15 protein-coding genes are annotated in these 16,305 nt (G+C 37.7%); 2 read left to right on the top strand and 13 right to left on the bottom strand.

Features of this window, described 5'->3' with window-relative positions:
- Window positions 1-83: 83 nt before the first annotated feature.
- The 5 genes from argC to ACNR9Q_RS01070 form a co-directional block, all read right to left on the bottom strand.
- Complete coding sequence (gene argC, locus ACNR9Q_RS01090) at window positions 84-1,058, bottom strand: N-acetyl-gamma-glutamyl-phosphate reductase (RefSeq protein ID WP_419212732.1); 975 nt, start codon at window positions 1,056-1,058, stop codon at window positions 84-86.
- Window positions 1,059-1,116: 58 nt separating this feature from the next.
- Window positions 1,117-2,295, bottom strand: a complete 1,179-nt coding sequence (argG, locus tag ACNR9Q_RS01085; RefSeq protein WP_419212731.1) for an argininosuccinate synthase — start codon at window positions 2,293-2,295, stop codon at window positions 1,117-1,119.
- Window positions 2,296-2,376: 81 nt separating this feature from the next.
- The gene (locus tag ACNR9Q_RS01080) at window positions 2,377-2,991 is read right to left on the bottom strand and encodes a GNAT family N-acetyltransferase (RefSeq protein WP_419212730.1); all 615 of its coding nucleotides are present in this window, start codon (window positions 2,989-2,991) and stop codon (window positions 2,377-2,379) included.
- Between the two features lie 237 nt (window positions 2,992-3,228).
- Complete coding sequence (locus ACNR9Q_RS01075) at window positions 3,229-4,572, bottom strand: mannosyltransferase (protein ID WP_419212729.1); 1,344 nt, start codon at window positions 4,570-4,572, stop codon at window positions 3,229-3,231.
- A 174-nt stretch (window positions 4,573-4,746) separates the two neighbouring features.
- Window positions 4,747-6,420: an FAD-dependent oxidoreductase gene (locus tag ACNR9Q_RS01070; RefSeq protein WP_419212728.1), complete on the bottom strand. Its 1,674-nt coding sequence runs from the start codon at window positions 6,418-6,420 to the stop codon at window positions 4,747-4,749.
- A 452-nt stretch (window positions 6,421-6,872) separates the two neighbouring features.
- On the opposite strand from ACNR9Q_RS01070, the gene ACNR9Q_RS01065 reads away from it, so the two are divergent.
- Complete coding sequence (locus ACNR9Q_RS01065; RefSeq protein ID WP_419212727.1) at window positions 6,873-7,142, top strand: ArsR/SmtB family transcription factor; 270 nt, start codon at window positions 6,873-6,875, stop codon at window positions 7,140-7,142.
- Window positions 7,143-7,185: 43 nt separating this feature from the next.
- The gene (locus tag ACNR9Q_RS01060) at window positions 7,186-8,229 is read left to right on the top strand and encodes an LLM class flavin-dependent oxidoreductase (RefSeq protein ID WP_419212726.1); all 1,044 of its coding nucleotides are present in this window, start codon (window positions 7,186-7,188) and stop codon (window positions 8,227-8,229) included.
- A 41-nt stretch (window positions 8,230-8,270) separates the two neighbouring features.
- On the opposite strand, the gene ACNR9Q_RS01055 is transcribed toward ACNR9Q_RS01060, so the two are convergent.
- The 8 genes from ACNR9Q_RS01055 to ACNR9Q_RS01020 all read right to left on the bottom strand — a co-directional run bounded on the left by ACNR9Q_RS01055 (window position 8,271) and on the right by ACNR9Q_RS01020 (window position 16,304).
- Entirely contained in the window at window positions 8,271-9,182 is a 912-nt protein-coding gene (locus tag ACNR9Q_RS01055) for an NAD-dependent epimerase/dehydratase family protein (protein ID WP_419212725.1), read from the bottom strand.
- A 145-nt stretch (window positions 9,183-9,327) separates the two neighbouring features.
- A complete protein-coding gene (locus ACNR9Q_RS01050; RefSeq protein ID WP_419212724.1) occupies window positions 9,328-9,696 on the bottom strand; it encodes a DMT family protein in 369 nt (122 codons plus the stop codon).
- Between the two features lie 107 nt (window positions 9,697-9,803).
- On the bottom strand, window positions 9,804-10,340 hold the full coding sequence (locus tag ACNR9Q_RS01045) for a hypothetical protein (protein WP_419212723.1): 537 nt from the start codon (window positions 10,338-10,340) through the stop codon (window positions 9,804-9,806).
- A 289-nt stretch (window positions 10,341-10,629) separates the two neighbouring features.
- Window positions 10,630-11,082, bottom strand: a complete 453-nt coding sequence (locus ACNR9Q_RS01040; protein WP_419212722.1) for a hypothetical protein — start codon at window positions 11,080-11,082, stop codon at window positions 10,630-10,632.
- 154 nt (window positions 11,083-11,236) lie between these two features.
- Window positions 11,237-13,444, bottom strand: coding sequence for a S41 family peptidase (locus tag ACNR9Q_RS01035; RefSeq protein WP_419212721.1), 2,208 nt, complete (start codon window positions 13,442-13,444; stop codon window positions 11,237-11,239).
- 193 nt (window positions 13,445-13,637) lie between these two features.
- The gene (locus ACNR9Q_RS01030) at window positions 13,638-15,122 is read right to left on the bottom strand and encodes a cellulose synthase family protein (protein WP_419212720.1); all 1,485 of its coding nucleotides are present in this window, start codon (window positions 15,120-15,122) and stop codon (window positions 13,638-13,640) included.
- 1 nt (window position 15,123) lies between these two features.
- Entirely contained in the window at window positions 15,124-15,813 is a 690-nt protein-coding gene (locus ACNR9Q_RS01025; protein ID WP_419212719.1) for a glycosyltransferase family 2 protein, read from the bottom strand.
- Window positions 15,813-16,304 (bottom strand): toxin-antitoxin system YwqK family antitoxin, encoded by a 492-nt coding sequence (locus tag ACNR9Q_RS01020; protein WP_419212718.1) that lies wholly within the window; start codon window positions 16,302-16,304, stop codon window positions 15,813-15,815. The genes ACNR9Q_RS01025 and ACNR9Q_RS01020 overlap by 1 nt, the downstream gene beginning before the upstream one ends.
- Between the last annotated feature and the right edge of the window lies 1 nt (window position 16,305).

The following is a 16,305-nucleotide window of genomic DNA, read 5'->3' as shown; positions in this document are numbered from 1 at the left end:
TCTCTTTTTAATATTAATTAGAACAGAGTAGTGAGCCAACCTCAAAGAAACTATGTACTCGTTACTAACTTCTTTGTACTGTTTTAAAAAACTCCCGCTTTCAAATTCAATCCTAAATCCTCTTCTAGACCAAAAATCAGGTTCATGTTATGCACTGCCTGCCCCGATGCACCTTTCAACAGATTATCGATAGCAGAAGTAATCAATAACATATCTTCATGTTTATGCAAATGCAAGTGACATTGGTTTGTGTTCACCACCTGTTTCAGATGAAGGGGTGCTTCTGCCAATTGGGTAAAGGCTGCATTCTTATAAAAATTGGCGTAAAGTTTTTTGGCGTCCTCTAAACTACCATTGAACTTTGAGTAACAGGTTGCAAAAATACCTCTGGTAAAATTACCTCTCGTAGGCATAAAAAATAGTTTGCCCGAATTGTCTTGCAGACTATGTAAGCTTTCGTTGATCTCACCCAAATGTTGATGGGTAAAGGGCTTGTACCAGCTTATGTTATTGTTACGCCATGAAAAATGCGAGGTTTCGGACGGACTTACACCAGCTCCTGTGCTGCCGGTTATGGCGTTGATATGAACTTCGTTTTCTAACAGACCTGCTTCTGCCAAAGGTAATAATGCTAATTGTATGGCAGTTGCAAAACAACCAGGGTTGGCAATATATTTTGCTTCCTCTATTTGGGATTTGTTCAATTCGGGTAGTCCGTAAACAAAATGTTTTCCGTCAAAATGGGCATCGGCCTTTAACCTGAAGTCATTACTTAAATCGATGATTTTAGTACCCGATGAAAATTGATGTTCCTTTAAAAAGGCGGTGGAATTACCATGGCCCAAGCAAAGAAAAACGACGTCGACCTTTAAATTAACCGTATTGCTGAATTTTAAATCAAGCAGGCCAATTAGGTCGGGATGTGCGGTAGCTACTTGTTGACCGGCTCTTGTGGTACTGTATACAAAATCGATTTCCGTTGCCGGATGGTTCAATAGAATACGAATGAGTTCTCCCCCTGTATATCCAGAACCACCTATAATACCTGCTTTAATCATAATCTATCTTTTTTAGTACAGCGTAAGTAGTCTTTAATATATTTTTTCCAACTACTATTTATCCGTTCACGTGGTTATAAATCTTTCCGGCGTTCGATTGAATTTTGATAAATCCTTTTGCTTCTTCGGCCGTCCAACCTTTGTTCATTTCGCCGTAACTTCCAAAAGAAGCGTTCATTAAATCATGTTTCGATGAAATACCGTTCAACCTAAATTGGAAAGGATAAAGGCTTACAAATACATCACCAGAAACTGTTTTTTGGGTATCGGTCAAAAATGCCTCGATATTTCGCATTACCGCGTCCAAGTAATTACCTTCGTGCAATAACATGCCGTAGAAATTACCTTGTTGTTCTTTCTGGAACTGTTGCCATTTGGTCAAGGTATGTTTTTCCAATAAATGGTGTGCTTTAATGATCAAAAGTGCAGCAGAAGCTTCGAACCCAACACGGCCTTTGATGCCGATGATGGTATCGCCAACGTGAATATCCCTACCAATCGCATACTTGGAAGCGATGGCTTCAACCCTTTCAATATTTTTTACCGGGGTATTTTTTTCGCCGTTCACCGCTACTAATTCTCCTTTTTCAAAAGTCAAAGTGATATCCGTTGGATCTTTCTCTTGCAATTGACTTGGATAGGCACTATCTGGTAAAGCTTTTTCAGATGTTAAGGTCTCTACGCCGCCAACGGATGTTCCCCAAAGTCCTCGGTTAATGGAATACTTTGCTTTTTCCCAAGAGTAATCGACACCGTTTTGTTTCAGGTATTCGATTTCTTCTTCACGTGCCAGTTTTTTATCTCGGATGGGGGTGATGATTTCAATTTCAGGGGCTATGATCTGAAAAATCATATCGAACCGTACTTGGTCATTACCGGCACCGGTACTGCCGTGTGCAATATATTTTGCGCCTATTTTTTTAGCATAGGTTACAATTTCAATAGCCTGTACAATTCGTTCTGCACTAACTGATAGCGGATAGGTATTGTTCTTAAGTACGTTGCCAAATATCAAGTATTTTACTACTTTATCATAAAAAGTCTGTACGGCATCGATCGAGGTATAGGAAGTAGCGCCCAATTGTAGGGCTTTTTCTTCGATGTTCTTTATTTCTTCATCTGAAAAGCCACCGGTATTTACACTAACGGCATGTACTTCAAATCCTTTGTCCTTTGATAAATATTTTGCGCAGTAAGATGTATCCAATCCACCGCTATAGGCTAAAACTAATTTCATTTTTATATATTTTACTACTTAGTTACTCTAGAAAGGCTCAATAGGGTTTGCCAATCCTTAAAAACGCTATTTACTCTTCTTTTATTTTTTCTTTAAAAACAGACTTTCTTTAATGCTCTTTAATCTGGTAAAGGCCTTGCCGTTCATTTCTTTATGGTCATTCGGCTTTTTCCTATTATTGGGATCATAAAGCATACCGGTGCATAAGCACATTTTCCGCTCGGTACGGGTAAGGATATCAAAATTCTTACAGGTTTGGCAGCCTTTCCAAAATTCGGGATCATCGGTTAATTCAGAAAAAGTAACCGGTTTGTAACCCAACTCGTAATTGATTTTCATTACGGCAAGACCAGTAGTGATGCCGAAAATCTTAGCGTCGGGAAATTTTTTTCGGCTGAGCTCGAAAATCTTCTGCTTGATCTGCTTTGCTAAGCCATGCCCCCTATAATAAGGGTGTACGATCAATCCGGAATTAGCCACGAATTTTTCGTGTCCCCAAACTTCTATATAGCAAAAGCCGGCAAATTTATCGCCATCCAACGCTAATATGGCATTGCCATTGGATAGTTTTTTCTGAATATATTCCGGTGTGCGCTTTGCAATGCCGGTACCACGAATTTTTGCGGATTCTGCAATAGTTTCGCAAATTATTTCGGCGTATTTAAAATGTGATTCGTTAGCAACAATTAAGTTCATTGCCAAAAGGGTTTTAAGAGTAAAAAATAATTTTGATTTTTCTGTGCGGAAATGGACTCACCTAATTCCATAAATATAGCCAACCCTTACGGGCGACGGCTGCGTAATGTGAACGGACGCGCAAGAGCAACGGGGCTCATGGGTGAATTTAAAAAGTAGATTTCATCGTTCATTAGAGGGTAAATGTACAAATAATTTTTTACGGATATCAAGGATGCCCCATTTTTTACAAAAACTTCACTTTTTGTTATGATGTGCTATGATTTCATAAATCAAAAAGCCATATACTGAACAATATTCAAGGGCTAGCAGCCATAAATTTTCTTTGAAGTGGGGCTGGGAATAGGCAAAATAGCTCAGCACTATGGCGGCTGACCAAACTAAAGCGAAACGATAGGTTGTGAAAATGGACAATAGTACCAAGAATATAAGGTACCAAGGGTGCACCGTTGAAGCCATGAAATAGTAAACGGCAAGTACCCACATCATAGCGGTTAAACTAGTTGAAAGGTCTTGTTTCTTCTGCAAAAAAGTAAATACCACAACAGTGAAGATGGTAATGAGCGGTGTAATTTGCCCGTAAACTTTAATCAGTTCCCACGGTTTTGCATTGAATTCTACCGCAATACCTTTTACAAGATTATAGATACCCGCATTGAATTCAAAATTGGAAAACCAAAGGCTTAACGTATCGGTGTAATTATGAATGAATTCAGGAATATAGAAAGGGGCGAATAGAAGCAAAGAAGTGATTGCAACTATGAAATAGAACGGTATACTTTTTTTCCAACCGAGATACTTTAAAAATAAGGGCAGAAATAGTAGCGGAACTAATTTGATGGAAATCGAACAGGCCAGTAGAATGGCTGCTAGTTGCCATTTTTTAATCGACAGGAGATACATGGAGAGGATGAAGAAAAATAGCATTACTCCTTCAAAATGTAGGTTACCGCTCAACTCGATAATTACTAACGGATTTAAAAAATACCAAAAAATCAATTGCGGTGATTTATTGAGGTTTCTCAATAATTTTCTGCCAAAATAGAAAATACCGATATCCCCTAAAATGATGGTCCCCCTTAAGACCACTAAAGAGCTGAGAATGTTTTCACCCCCGAATAGGGCGCACAAACCGAAAATAAACTGATTTAAAGGCGGATAATTACTGTAGTGTTGTGCACTTAAACTACCCATTCCCTTATAAAGAACCTGTTCGTTGGGAATCTTTAAGTGCATTGTGTCCATGATTGCGTCGGGAGTGAAGAGATAGGGATTAATAGAATTAGCGACTAAATGTCCGTCCCAGATAAAGCGATAAAAATCTTGGGAAAGGTTGGGTTCCGCCAATAGAAATACTAATCTAAAGAGGATGCCGACAACTAGTAAAAACCTAAAATTCCACTTCTCGAACTGTATGAGCTTAAAGCAAAGTATAAAAAGCGCTACACAAAGGGTGAGTAATTTTATAAAATCCGTACGTACCAGATGATAGCCAAAAGTATAATAAAACACCATACTCAGTAATGCCAATAGCAAGGAAACTTTATGCAGTTTCAAAAAAGTCTGTAGTGTGTTGGGCATTGTTGGTTTGGATTACTAAGGAGGCAATTTAACAGTTTTTATCGAAATCCGATTTTTACGGATCTATGGTTTCTCCTGAATGTTAATGGAAGGCCGGCTCAATTTCTGTACCTCCTTTATTGGGTATGAAAAACAATTTAGGAACGAGTTGTCGGAAGTAAAACCACACACTGATTATTCGATAATCTGTCCTAAATCAATTAATTTTTTTCGAAGTTGGTCATAGGGAATATCTTGTACGGCAACGCCTTGCTCGATCGCCATATTAGCAATGACCGATGTGCTCTGGCCCAAAACCATAAAAACAGGTTCCATGCGTATGGATCCAAATGCTATGTGCGATGAACTTAGGCAAACCGGCACCAAAAGATTGTTACATTCCTCTTTTTTCGGCACAATGGATCTATAACTAATAGGAAACGGGGTTTTAAGGTGCGCCTCTACATTGCCCTCGTTAGAGACAAAACCATCGGGGGTGAGATAGCGTTGCGTGTTGTGGCTATCCATGGTGTACGCCGCCATACCGATACCATCTTGTACAATTTCAAGACGTTCGCAATGTTTTTGAACCATTACAAAATCACTCACCATTCTTCGTGCTTCGCGAATATATAATTGTTCTTGCCAGCCATCTTTACGTTCAAACTCATCTTTACAGGTACCCCATGCTGAAACTTCTGTGCGAATATGTTCAGGAATACGTGGATGATTGGCCAAGGTCCACATGAGGCCTTGTTGATATATTCGGTGTTTTTGAACAATATGTTCCCTTTCCTCATAGCTAGCTTCTGGATAATCATAATTTTGTCCAATAAAATCAGTTGAAAACCCATCCCTGTTATTGGTGTCGGTTTTACCATTGGGCATTTTACTATTTATCCATGGTACACGATCATAGCCGGCCTCATAGTTCCTGAGCAAGAGTTCGTAATCACTTTCTTGGTACCCAGCAGGTTTTTCGAATGGAATCCTATTGGGGTCATGGTCCGTTAAACACATACGGAAACAATAGGCCTGTAGCTTATTGTCCCCGCTTCCATCCTGTTGAATGGTAGGGTTGATTCCAGGAAGCAAGCTCGAAGTAGTGTCTCCCAAAATAGTATAAGGGTCGACACCCTTCACGAAATTATGGTTGGCCGCGTTCAATGATTCACCACCGGTAAGCGTACTGCCATAGTCATTGGCCTGTACGCCGTTAAGGGTTTCTCCGTACTGTGAATTGGCTTCCCGCCCGATTGTATAAGTGACGTTTGATGCCGCGAGTAAATCACCTTCATACGTGGCGTCAATGAACATTTTTCCGGTATAGATGTTGCCAGATTCCATGGTAATCGAAGTAATCGACTTTTCTTTTTTTATAACGCCTGAGGTTCTGTCGAGTCGTTCATTGTACACGATTTTAATGTTAAGATCTTTCATCATTTCCTCGAAAACGGCAAGGGCGACAGAAGGTTCAAAAGTCCACATGGTATCCTCATCTGCATTCGTTTTAGATTGCCCTTCAGAAGCATAATCACTTTGTTTTTGCCATACCCAATTTGAGGGATTTTGGTAATATTTTTTAATGTTTTGATAAAATTCACGTGAAATACCCCCAATAACCTGTTTGTTGCCAATATCGGTTTGCCCGAGACCACCTGTAGTAAGTCCACCGATCCGATTGGTGGGTTCTAACATAATGACCGACCTTCCAGATCTAGCTGTTTGTATGGCTGCGGAAATTCCTGCCGATGTTCCCCCATAAATGATAACATCTGCCGTATTGGGGTCTTTAATTTTATTGGTTGAACAGGAATTAAGGCTTAGGATTACTAGTATTAGTGCTGAAAGTATTCGTATTCTGCCCATAATTTGTGTTGGTTGAAAGAATTTGAACTTGGTTATTAGAATACTAAAGTAGTTTTTTAATGGGATTTAAGTTTAGAAAAATGAGAATGACACATTTTTAGAAGTTGAGCCATTTTTTTCATGGGGATTTTCGTTATACTAAATTGGTTTTTATAAAAAAGATGGGTTCATGTGGCGAAAGTTATATTAAGGAAGGAGACATTTCATTAGATTTCATACGTACTCTACTATTTTAAAAGATGGACTACCCAGATTTTTAGAATTGAGATTTTGCAAAGACAAAAAATCATGTTCAATTGAACCATATTGTATTTAAGCTATGCTAAATTTTTCTTGCGGTATGGGAATGGGCACACTGTGGGTTTTGAAATCAGAAGCTAGTTTCATTAAAAGTCTTGGGGTATTTTGAAATAAAATCGATACATTTGCATTTATCGATGTATTTAATTGGGATGGAACTAAAACAAGTAGAAAAAATATCCAAGGCTTTGAGTGATGTCAATCGGTTGAAGATTTTGCAATACATGCAAAAAAATCAAGGTAAAGTGGAATGTACCCATGCCTGCGGATTACTATCCTTAGCCCAACCCTCCATTAGTCATCATATAAAAAAGTTGGTGGAGGCCCAATTGATCAATCAGCATAAAATAGGACGAAATTATCATTATTCATTGAACCATGAGGTGTGGGACCATTACACCCAAGCTTTGAATAGTCTTTAATTTTTTTAAAAAAATATTGAAACTTTTAAATATATAAATATATATGTTAAAGAAAAAAATAGCGTATTCCATATTGGATCTTGCCATTGTATCTCAAGGAAAATCACTGGCCGATACATTTGATCATACTTTAAAACTGGCTCAAGCTGCGGATGAAAAAGGATATACTCGCTATTGGTTGGCAGAACATCATAACGCTGTCGCCATTGGTAGTAGCGCTCCTCCTATCTTAATTGGAAAAATAGCGGAAGGGACAAAACGTATTCGGGTAGGATCTGGGGGTATAATGCTGCCCAACCATTCTCCCTTAATCATTGCGGAACAGTTTGGAACCTTGGGTATTTTATATCCGAACCGTATCGATCTGGGGTTGGGTAGAGCCCCAGGAACAGATCAGGCTACGGCTAGTGCCATTCGTTCCGATTTTCACCAAGCGGCCATGTCTTTTCCAACCGAAGTCCAAAAAATCGAACACTATTTTTCGGTTGATAATGCCAAGGAAAAAGTGCGTGCTACCATTGCCGAAGGCGTCGAAGTACCGCTTTACATTTTAGGCTCTAGTACCGATAGTGCACATTTAGCGGCTAAAAAGGGTTTACCGTATGCCTTTGCGAGCCATTTCGCCACTACCCATTTAATGAATGCGCTGGAAATCTATAGAGCTGAGTTTCAACCGTCGGATGTGCTGGATAAGCCATACACCATGGCAGGTGTCAATATTATAGTAGCAGATACCGATGAGGAAGCAGAACGTATTTCAACGTCGCTCTATGGAATGATTATAGGCCTTTTGACCGGTAAAAGGGGCTATATGCAGCCTCCCACAGAAATGACGGATGAGCTACGGGAATTAAGTCGTCACCCCTCTGTAATTCAAATGCTCGACTATTCATTTATTGGCAGTAAGGAAACAGTAAAGCAAGGGATAAAGGAATTTATGGATAAAACCCAGATCGATGAATTGATCGCGGTCACCAATATTTTTGATGGCCAAGACCGATTAAAATCCTATTCCCTTTTCGCTGATATTATGCAAGAACTTAACGAGGAGATTTTGGAACAGAAGGCAATTACGGAAGAGCACTAATTAAAGGCTGCGTCATTGTTCAATCGTAAAAGAACTTAATTCTATAAATCCTTTTCGAGATTGATGTGCTTACGCCAGTTGTGGTTTTCTTTGAAGCCCAAAACTTCCCGTATTTTACGATTAGAATACAAGGCCTCATGTTCTCCCATTTCCCGTGTAAGCGGTACATTGGGAAAATAGCGCTCCACCAATTCTTTTGTAGGTAAAAGGGCGCCATTGGTGTCGTTTCCAGCGTTGAAAACCTGATATCCCAAATCATCTTTTTGTAAACAGAGGTTTACGATTTGTCCTAAGTCTCGCGCATCGATATAGCAGAAGGTGTTTCTACGACGTTGTTCTGGGTGGTTCAGAATATGCGGGAATAACGTGTCGTATTCATGCGGCTCTATGACATTACCAATGCGGAGGGCATAAATATCAAATCCAGACCTTCTCTGAAAACCACGTGCCGTTTTCTCGTTCACCACTTTTGATATGCCATAACTATCCATGGGATCAACATCGTAATCCTCTTCTAAAGGCAGGTGGTGCGGGTCGGTCTTTCCATCAGAAAAGCAGATCCCATAGGTTGTTTCAGAAGAAGCGATTATGATTTTCTTGATGCTAAGCTTTACAGCCGCTTCAATGACGTTATACGTGCCAATGGTGTTGGTCCTAAAGGTTTCATTGTCTGGTTTTAGTAGGATTCTTGGTATCGCTGCAAAATGAACGACCGCATCAAATTTGGGAACGCCGTTACCTGGTTCCAATTCATCCAAACCGGCATAGGAAGTCATGGCATCAAACATTTGTCCAGCATCGGTAATGTCGGCGGTAAGATTATCCACCCCTGGATGATCTAGTGGTGTCAGATCTATGTTGAGTACCCGATGACCTTGGTCAAGAAGATAGGGGATAACGTGTTTACCTGCCTTTCCTGAACCACCGGTGAAAAATATTCGTTTTTTATTCATGCTCTTCTAATTTACATTTTCTTAGTACGAAGCTATTTTTGAACCTTAATTCGCAGCGTATCGTATTTGGTAGGATTCTCGGCTATCGCGCTGATTTCTTTATGTCAGAATTAAACATATGCACCCCTCTAGTTTCTTTAATCCCTTATTTTTTGAACATAAAATAAACTGCCAAAATCAAAAATATGAATGCAATGATATGGTTGGTCCTGAACGTTTCTGTTTTAAATATTACTAAGGTAAAAACAGCAAAGACCACTAGGGTAATTACTTCTTGAATGACCTTTAACTGAATCAATGTGAAGGGGCCTCCATTTTCTTTAAATCCGATTCTATTCGCAGGAACTTGAAACATATATTCAAATAGGGCTATTCCCCAACTAATGAGTATAATTGAAGCAAGCCCTAATTTGCTGAACCATTTTAGTTCTGAAAATTTTAAATGACCATACCAAGCAAGGATCATAAATGAATTGCTCAAAATAAGAAGAACAATAGTTGAAACTGCTTTCATTTCTATCTAAAATTTTTAATTTGTGTACAACATTTAACTATGGTAAGAAGGGTTTGCGAGGAAACTTTTCGTTTTATTCTACGCACAAAGTTAAAGGTTTTTTATTTTTATTTTCTCCGGTATTCGATCATTATTTTGCCAGTTAAGTGTGAACCGAATTGAGCGTTGTCCAAAATTAATTTTAAACGATTGCCTGATAATTCAATGGAGGAAATTATAGAATATTCAATTCCCTCTTGAGGGCTAACATCACTATTGATTAGCATTCCATTTTCAATGCTCCACTCCCCGGTATGTAATCCTTCTCCATTGTTCCCATCCCAAAAATTCGTCCCAGCGGATTTTGTAATTACCTTTTCTCCAGCAACAATTTCATATTCATCTCGCGTATATCTTAAAAATCCTGTTGTATTGATTTTATTGGGATTATTGGTGAATTCAATTCCATAATCTGTTTCGTCACCTACCATCTGTTCAATGATCCCATATTGGTCCTGTACAAAGTAAGAATCGTCATGATAATTGGTCAAAGTCCATTCCCCAATAAGCCTTTCAGATAAAGATAATTCCTCAGATTCTAAACTATCATCAGAACTACATGAAAGGATTAAAATTGAAAACAGTACAAAAAGTATTTTTTTCATTTTTAAGTGTTTTACAAGGGTATCGGCTACGAATAGTTTTGTGTTTTAGCACTTAGCGGTGCGAACACACACTACGTTGGAAATTCCAAACTAAGGGAGAACAGGCAATTACATATGGCCATTGTGTCTGTTGCACACCCTCTTTTTCTATCAAATCATGAATTAATATTAGTTTTTTAGAATGTCATATGCTTGATAAACAAGAACCTACCTATTCTTAAAAATCAGGAAAATTCTCTTTTTTAGAAATTTGGACTTGTGTAACGGTTACTTTTGTTGTGTGGCGTTTTTATATTTTTTCAGCATATTTAAACTTATCGAAATTTTTAGGAAATTCATTTGTCAATTCTAATTTATTCGATGTTATAGTTGGTTTTATTTTTACGACCTTGGTTTTGTCATCTATTTCAATTTCGTGTTCACTTCTCATATTTACGACATCAATATGTAAAACTTTAAAAATGTGTTTACCTTTTTTGAGGTTTATAATTACATATTCGCTTGGTCTAATTTGTCCAAGAGGTTTTTGGTCCAGCCAAATATTCAGTCGAGCGGTATTGTCCATTTTGTGTAAAATATTTGCTCCATTATATATCAGAATATTTCCATTGCCTAAATCATTCAATTCAACATTTTCTATGTTAGTTTTTATAAATGTATATTCCGATGTGATTGGTTTTAAAGCACAAGAAGTCAACAGGAAAAAGCTAAATAAAGAGATGATGATTCTAAGGTTTTTCATTTTAAAGTTTGTTTTTATACGGTTAGTATATGAAAAGTAGGCGATTTCGAAGCACGAAACTTTCGGTTAAGCACAAATTTTGATACGAGCCAAAACCTTTAATTTAACTACTATTTCGCCTATTTTTCATAGGATACATTGTTCTCTGTAGGTTTTATTCCTTCACGATGATTTCAATCGCTTTTTCAAGCAATTCATCTTTTCCTTGTCTTATTCCTTCAATGGTTGGATGAACTTTTATGTCTGGAACAATTCCAATTCTTTGCGTTTCACCACCATTTGGATAGTTAACCCCAATTCCTGAAATCATTGTTCTTAATCCTCCGGGAAGCATTATTGCTGATACGTTTCCGTCTGCTCCTGCTGTTGTACTTCCAATAATTGTTGTATTATCTCCTGCTCTAAAAGCCATTGACGTATATTCTGCTTGACTTTGAGATAATTCATTGACTAATACAACTAATTTCCCCTTGTAAGTTTTGCCTTGACTCGGAATTTCTAAATTACTTGTAAATGTAAATTCGCCTGGGTTATCAACATTTCCGTTCGTAAATTTCACAAAAGGTGTGGAAGAAGAAACGAAATAAGAGCCTAAACTAAAAGGAACAAAAGTTGACGGATAATTACGGATGTCAATGATGATTCCTTTAGTATATTTAAATTCATCTTTGATTTGTGCAATATCATCTTCTTTGATTGTCTGAAGTGTAACATAGCCTATGTTGTTATCCAACATTTTAAAGGATATACCATCACTTTTTCTGTACCAACGATAAATGTCAAGGCTGTCTTTTGGGTATAGTTTAAGATTCTTTGTTTGAGGTTTGGAATTACCCGAAACAAACTCAATTTCAATATTATTCGAGTTTGAGCGTAAAAGGTCTGCCGAAATATCTCGAAGTCTTGTTGGCTCATTAGAAGCTGGATAATAGCGGGAATTTTCTTTTACGATTTCATCAATGGCATTGCCGTTTATTTTAGTAATTACATCACCAATTTCTAATCCAATTTCGTTTTTTAGTTCTTGGTTATAATAATCTGTGACAACCAATTGATTTTCGATAAAACCAACATGAATTGGTGGATAGTTTGAACCTTTCCATTCATCAATTTTGTCTGCTCCGCCCCAAAGATTTGCGTGAGTATCTTGTATATCTCCAATTATTTGAATTGTTGCCAATTCGTATTCCAATTCGTTTTTTGCATTTATGAATAGCGGAATATATTCTTTTAATTTTTTGTTCCAATCTTCATCCATTAAGTGTTTGTACGGAAAAAAGTAGTTTATCATATTCCAATACCGATAAAGTGATAGTAGTCTAAAGCCATCATCTTGGTAAGGCATATTTGAATATGGATTTTCATTTTTAAATTCAGGGTTACCAACATTAGCAGTCATTCCAATGTAATAGTGCTTACCCTGTGAACGGTTGTTATAAATGTAGATCAATTTGTTTCTCAAATCTGCACTTTGATTATTAATCCATTCCATATCGGGTTTTAGAAAAGCATCTTCATCTGTCGGCTGACATTTTGTACATTCTTTTACTTGACCAAATAAGTCAATCCAATCAACAAGACGTTTATCTCTTTCAATAGTGTTTTCTGCCTTTATGTATTTTGGTAAAAATCTAAAAAGTTCATAGTCCCAATTGTAGTTCCCTTCTGCAATTTCAGGATGATGATATTTAAGAAACCCCCAAACTCTTCCTAACACTTCAAGGTTCTCAGTATTTTCAGAAGTCAAATTAGAAATCTCTATCAATGACCCATTATCAAATTCATTGTCAAGTTGTGCTTTTGATAATTTTTTTTCTACTTCTTTTAAAGTTTGTACATTTTTGCCATCAATTGATATAACAAAATCATCAAACCAAGCTTCGCCTTTGCCTGTAAGTATTCCTGCAATAAATATATTTTCTGCTCCCTCTGGATAGTTGAGAGTTATATTATACTTCCGCCAATCCCTAGTTCCTGTTATGTTTTGATTTTGCATATTGTCAAATGCCAAAGAAGTACCATTTCCGTCAACTCTTAGCAACAAACCTGCAAATCCGTTTTCAACATCTTTGATTTTCATAAAACCCTCAAGTCTTATTTCTTTTCCTTCATAGTTTGCGGGGATTTTGTATGCAATACTTCCAAAAGTACTTCCTGTTTGGTCAGATGTGATTTTTCCTGATTTTGTGCCTGAATGAGCAACGGAATCTGTTGTTAATTCATAATTACCCCATTTAAACCATCCGTCAGAAAGTGATGCACTCTCACTCTGTTTTTCAAAACCAAGATTGTATTTTTCAGGTTTTTGGACTTGACAACTGATTGAAACAATTGTCAGTAATACAATTATTGTTTTTCTCATCAATTCATTTTTTTAACTTGCAGAGAACAATTCGCTAAGCGTACTATTACGCTTATCCCTCTTTTACCCGTAATTTACAAATTCCATTAGAATTAACGTATCATCATGATTTTAAGGATTTTATAGATTGATTTAAACAAAAAAAGGATAACCAAACGGCTATCCTTTTGTACTATAAAATTGTTTCTTGTTTTTAAGCCCTTGATGTCAATGATTTAAAGAAAACGAAGCCAAACCCTAGGAACAACATAAAATGGAACGGGAACAATCCGAAATCGTTTAAAGGTATGGCACTGTACATGCCAAATAGGAAGTAGACCATTAAACCAAATTCCAAAATCATGTTCGGCGAAAATTTCTTCGCCAAATATTTATTGCCCTTCCAGCTTTCCTTTAAAGTGCTGATGTTGAACTTTGGGGTACGTACAAACTCACTTCGTTTGCCCATGTGCCCTTCCAATACCGCAATGGTGTTGTGTAAAGAGAAGCCCAAGGCAACCGAGAAGAATGTAAAGAATATTTTAATATAGTCTACAAAAGCTTCGAAACCACTGCCCTGAATACTCTTGTAGGTAAACCAATAGCAAATAAACAAAATAATGGTACTTATGGCAAAAAGGCTCAATAAGGAGAAGACCCAATCTAAATGACCATACATGTTTTTAATATATAAAGAAGGTATGCTCAATAGAGCGACCAAGAATACGCAAAGGAACATCGAGCTGTTCAACAAGTGCATTACCCCGTGGAACTTGGTTCTAAAAGGAATGTTCTTCGCTTTTACGACGCTCCAAACGGTCTTTCTAAAGTTTTCTGCGCCGCCTTTGTTCCAACGGAACTGTTGCGAACGGGCCGCACTGATTACCACAGGAAGCTCGGCAGGGGTTTCTACGTCTTCCAAATACTTGAACTTCCAGTTCTTTAATTGAGCACGGTAGCTCAAATCCAAATCTTCGGTCAAGGTATCACCTTCCCAGTTACCCGCATCTAGAATACATTCTTTACGCCAGATACCGGCGGTACCATTAAAGTTGATGAAGTGTCCCTTACTATTACGACCTACCTGCTCTAAGGTAAAGTGTGCGTCCAAGGCAAAGGCCTGAATTTTTGTCAAAGTGGAATAATCACGGTTCAAGTGGCCCCAACGGGTCTGTACCACGCCAATTTCTTCATCCTTAAAATAGATGACCGTTTTCTTCAACCAATCGGAAGCCGGCATAAAATCGGCATCAAAAATGGCGATAAATTCACCTTTGGCAATTTTAAGTCCCTCTTTTAAGGCACCTGCCTTGAATCCCGAACGATCTGTTCGACGTATGTGTTGAATATCTAACCCGGTCTCCCGCAACTTGGCGATGCTGGCGGCGGTATCGTTTACAGATTCATCGGTAGAATCATCTAACACCTGAATTTCCAATTTACTTTGGGGGTATTCTATTTTGGCGATGTTTTCCAACAAACGCTCCATGACATATTCTTCATTGTAAACGGGAAGTTGAATGGTTACGAAAGGAATTTCCTTTGGATCCATCAAATTGTATTTGGGAGCATTTTGGTTCTGTCTTTTCTGGGTCAAATAATTGACCAAAAGATTGAGCTGCGCCAAGCTGTAGAAGAAAATCAACAGTAATGAAACGGTATAGATTACGAGAATGATATACGCTAGTGTTAATGCCATATTATTTGATGCTATATTTAAAGATCCAACCCAATATTTTTATACCCGCAAATATACTACCTTTTACGGTTCCTGATACTTTTGAAACACCAATTCTTCTTTTGTAACGTACTGGTACTTCGGTATATGCCATTTTTTTCTTTAAAATTTTTAATTGCATTTCCACCGTCCATCCGTACGTTTTGTCCTGCATTTCCAATTCCTTGAGCTTTTCGTATTTTATGGCTCTGAAAGGACCCAAATCCGTAAAATTCGCCTTAAAAAACAAACGCATTAAAAATGTGGCCAACCAGTTGCCAAAAACCTGTTGCGGAGTCATCGAACCTTCTTCGCGCAAACTTTTTTTTCTGGCCCCAACAACAAAATCAAGATCGTCTTCCAAAATCGGAGCCACCACCTTATTTAGCTCCGCTGGATAATCAGAATAGTCTCCGTCAATAAATACGATCAAATCGGGTGGTTTGGATTGCGACGCCACATAATCCAAACCCTTTAAACAAGCGTAACCATACCCTTTTCTATCCTCATTAAGTACTGTAGCCCCAACTTTTCGGGCATTCTTGGCCGTATCATCTGTAGAATTATTGTTGATAACTATTATCTCAGAGACCGTCTTTGGGAGTTCTTGGATTACGAGGGCAATGGAATCTGCTTCGTTATAAGCAGGGATGATAACTTTGATATCTGCCATTATTTCAAATCGGATAAACTATTTTCTTGCATAAAGGAGCTGAAATTCTTCCACTCTTTTATTTTTTCACCTTTGCTGAATTTCTCCGCAGATATCAATTTTTCATCTTTATATTTTAGACAATAGCCATCTTCAATACCATTGGTCAGTTGGCATTTATGATTGACACGTCCTTTTTTGTCATAAAAAATCCACCAACCCGTACGCTCGTTTTTTTTATACGCTCCTTGTTGGGTGCGTATGCGGTTTTCATCGTAGAAAAACCAGTATTTTTCTTTTTTGTCATAGGCAAAATAGCCTTGTTCGGATAGCTTTCCATTCGGGTGATAAAACTTCCAATAATCTGTTTTTACATTAAAGCGCATCCATCCTTCACTTTTCAAGGTACCGTTGTCGTAATAGCTTTTTTTATAGCGTTTGTCCTCAGATCCTGAAAAGGAAAGGAGTAACAAACATATACTAAACCATACAATAGATTTTATCGGTCTCATG

Source organism: Maribacter sp. X9, from assembly GCF_048537565.1.
In the GTDB taxonomy this organism is placed as follows: Bacteria; Bacteroidota; Bacteroidia; order Flavobacteriales; family Flavobacteriaceae; genus Maribacter.
The sequence above is the reverse complement of the archived record's forward strand: the minus strand, read 5'-3'. Positions and strand labels throughout refer to the sequence as shown.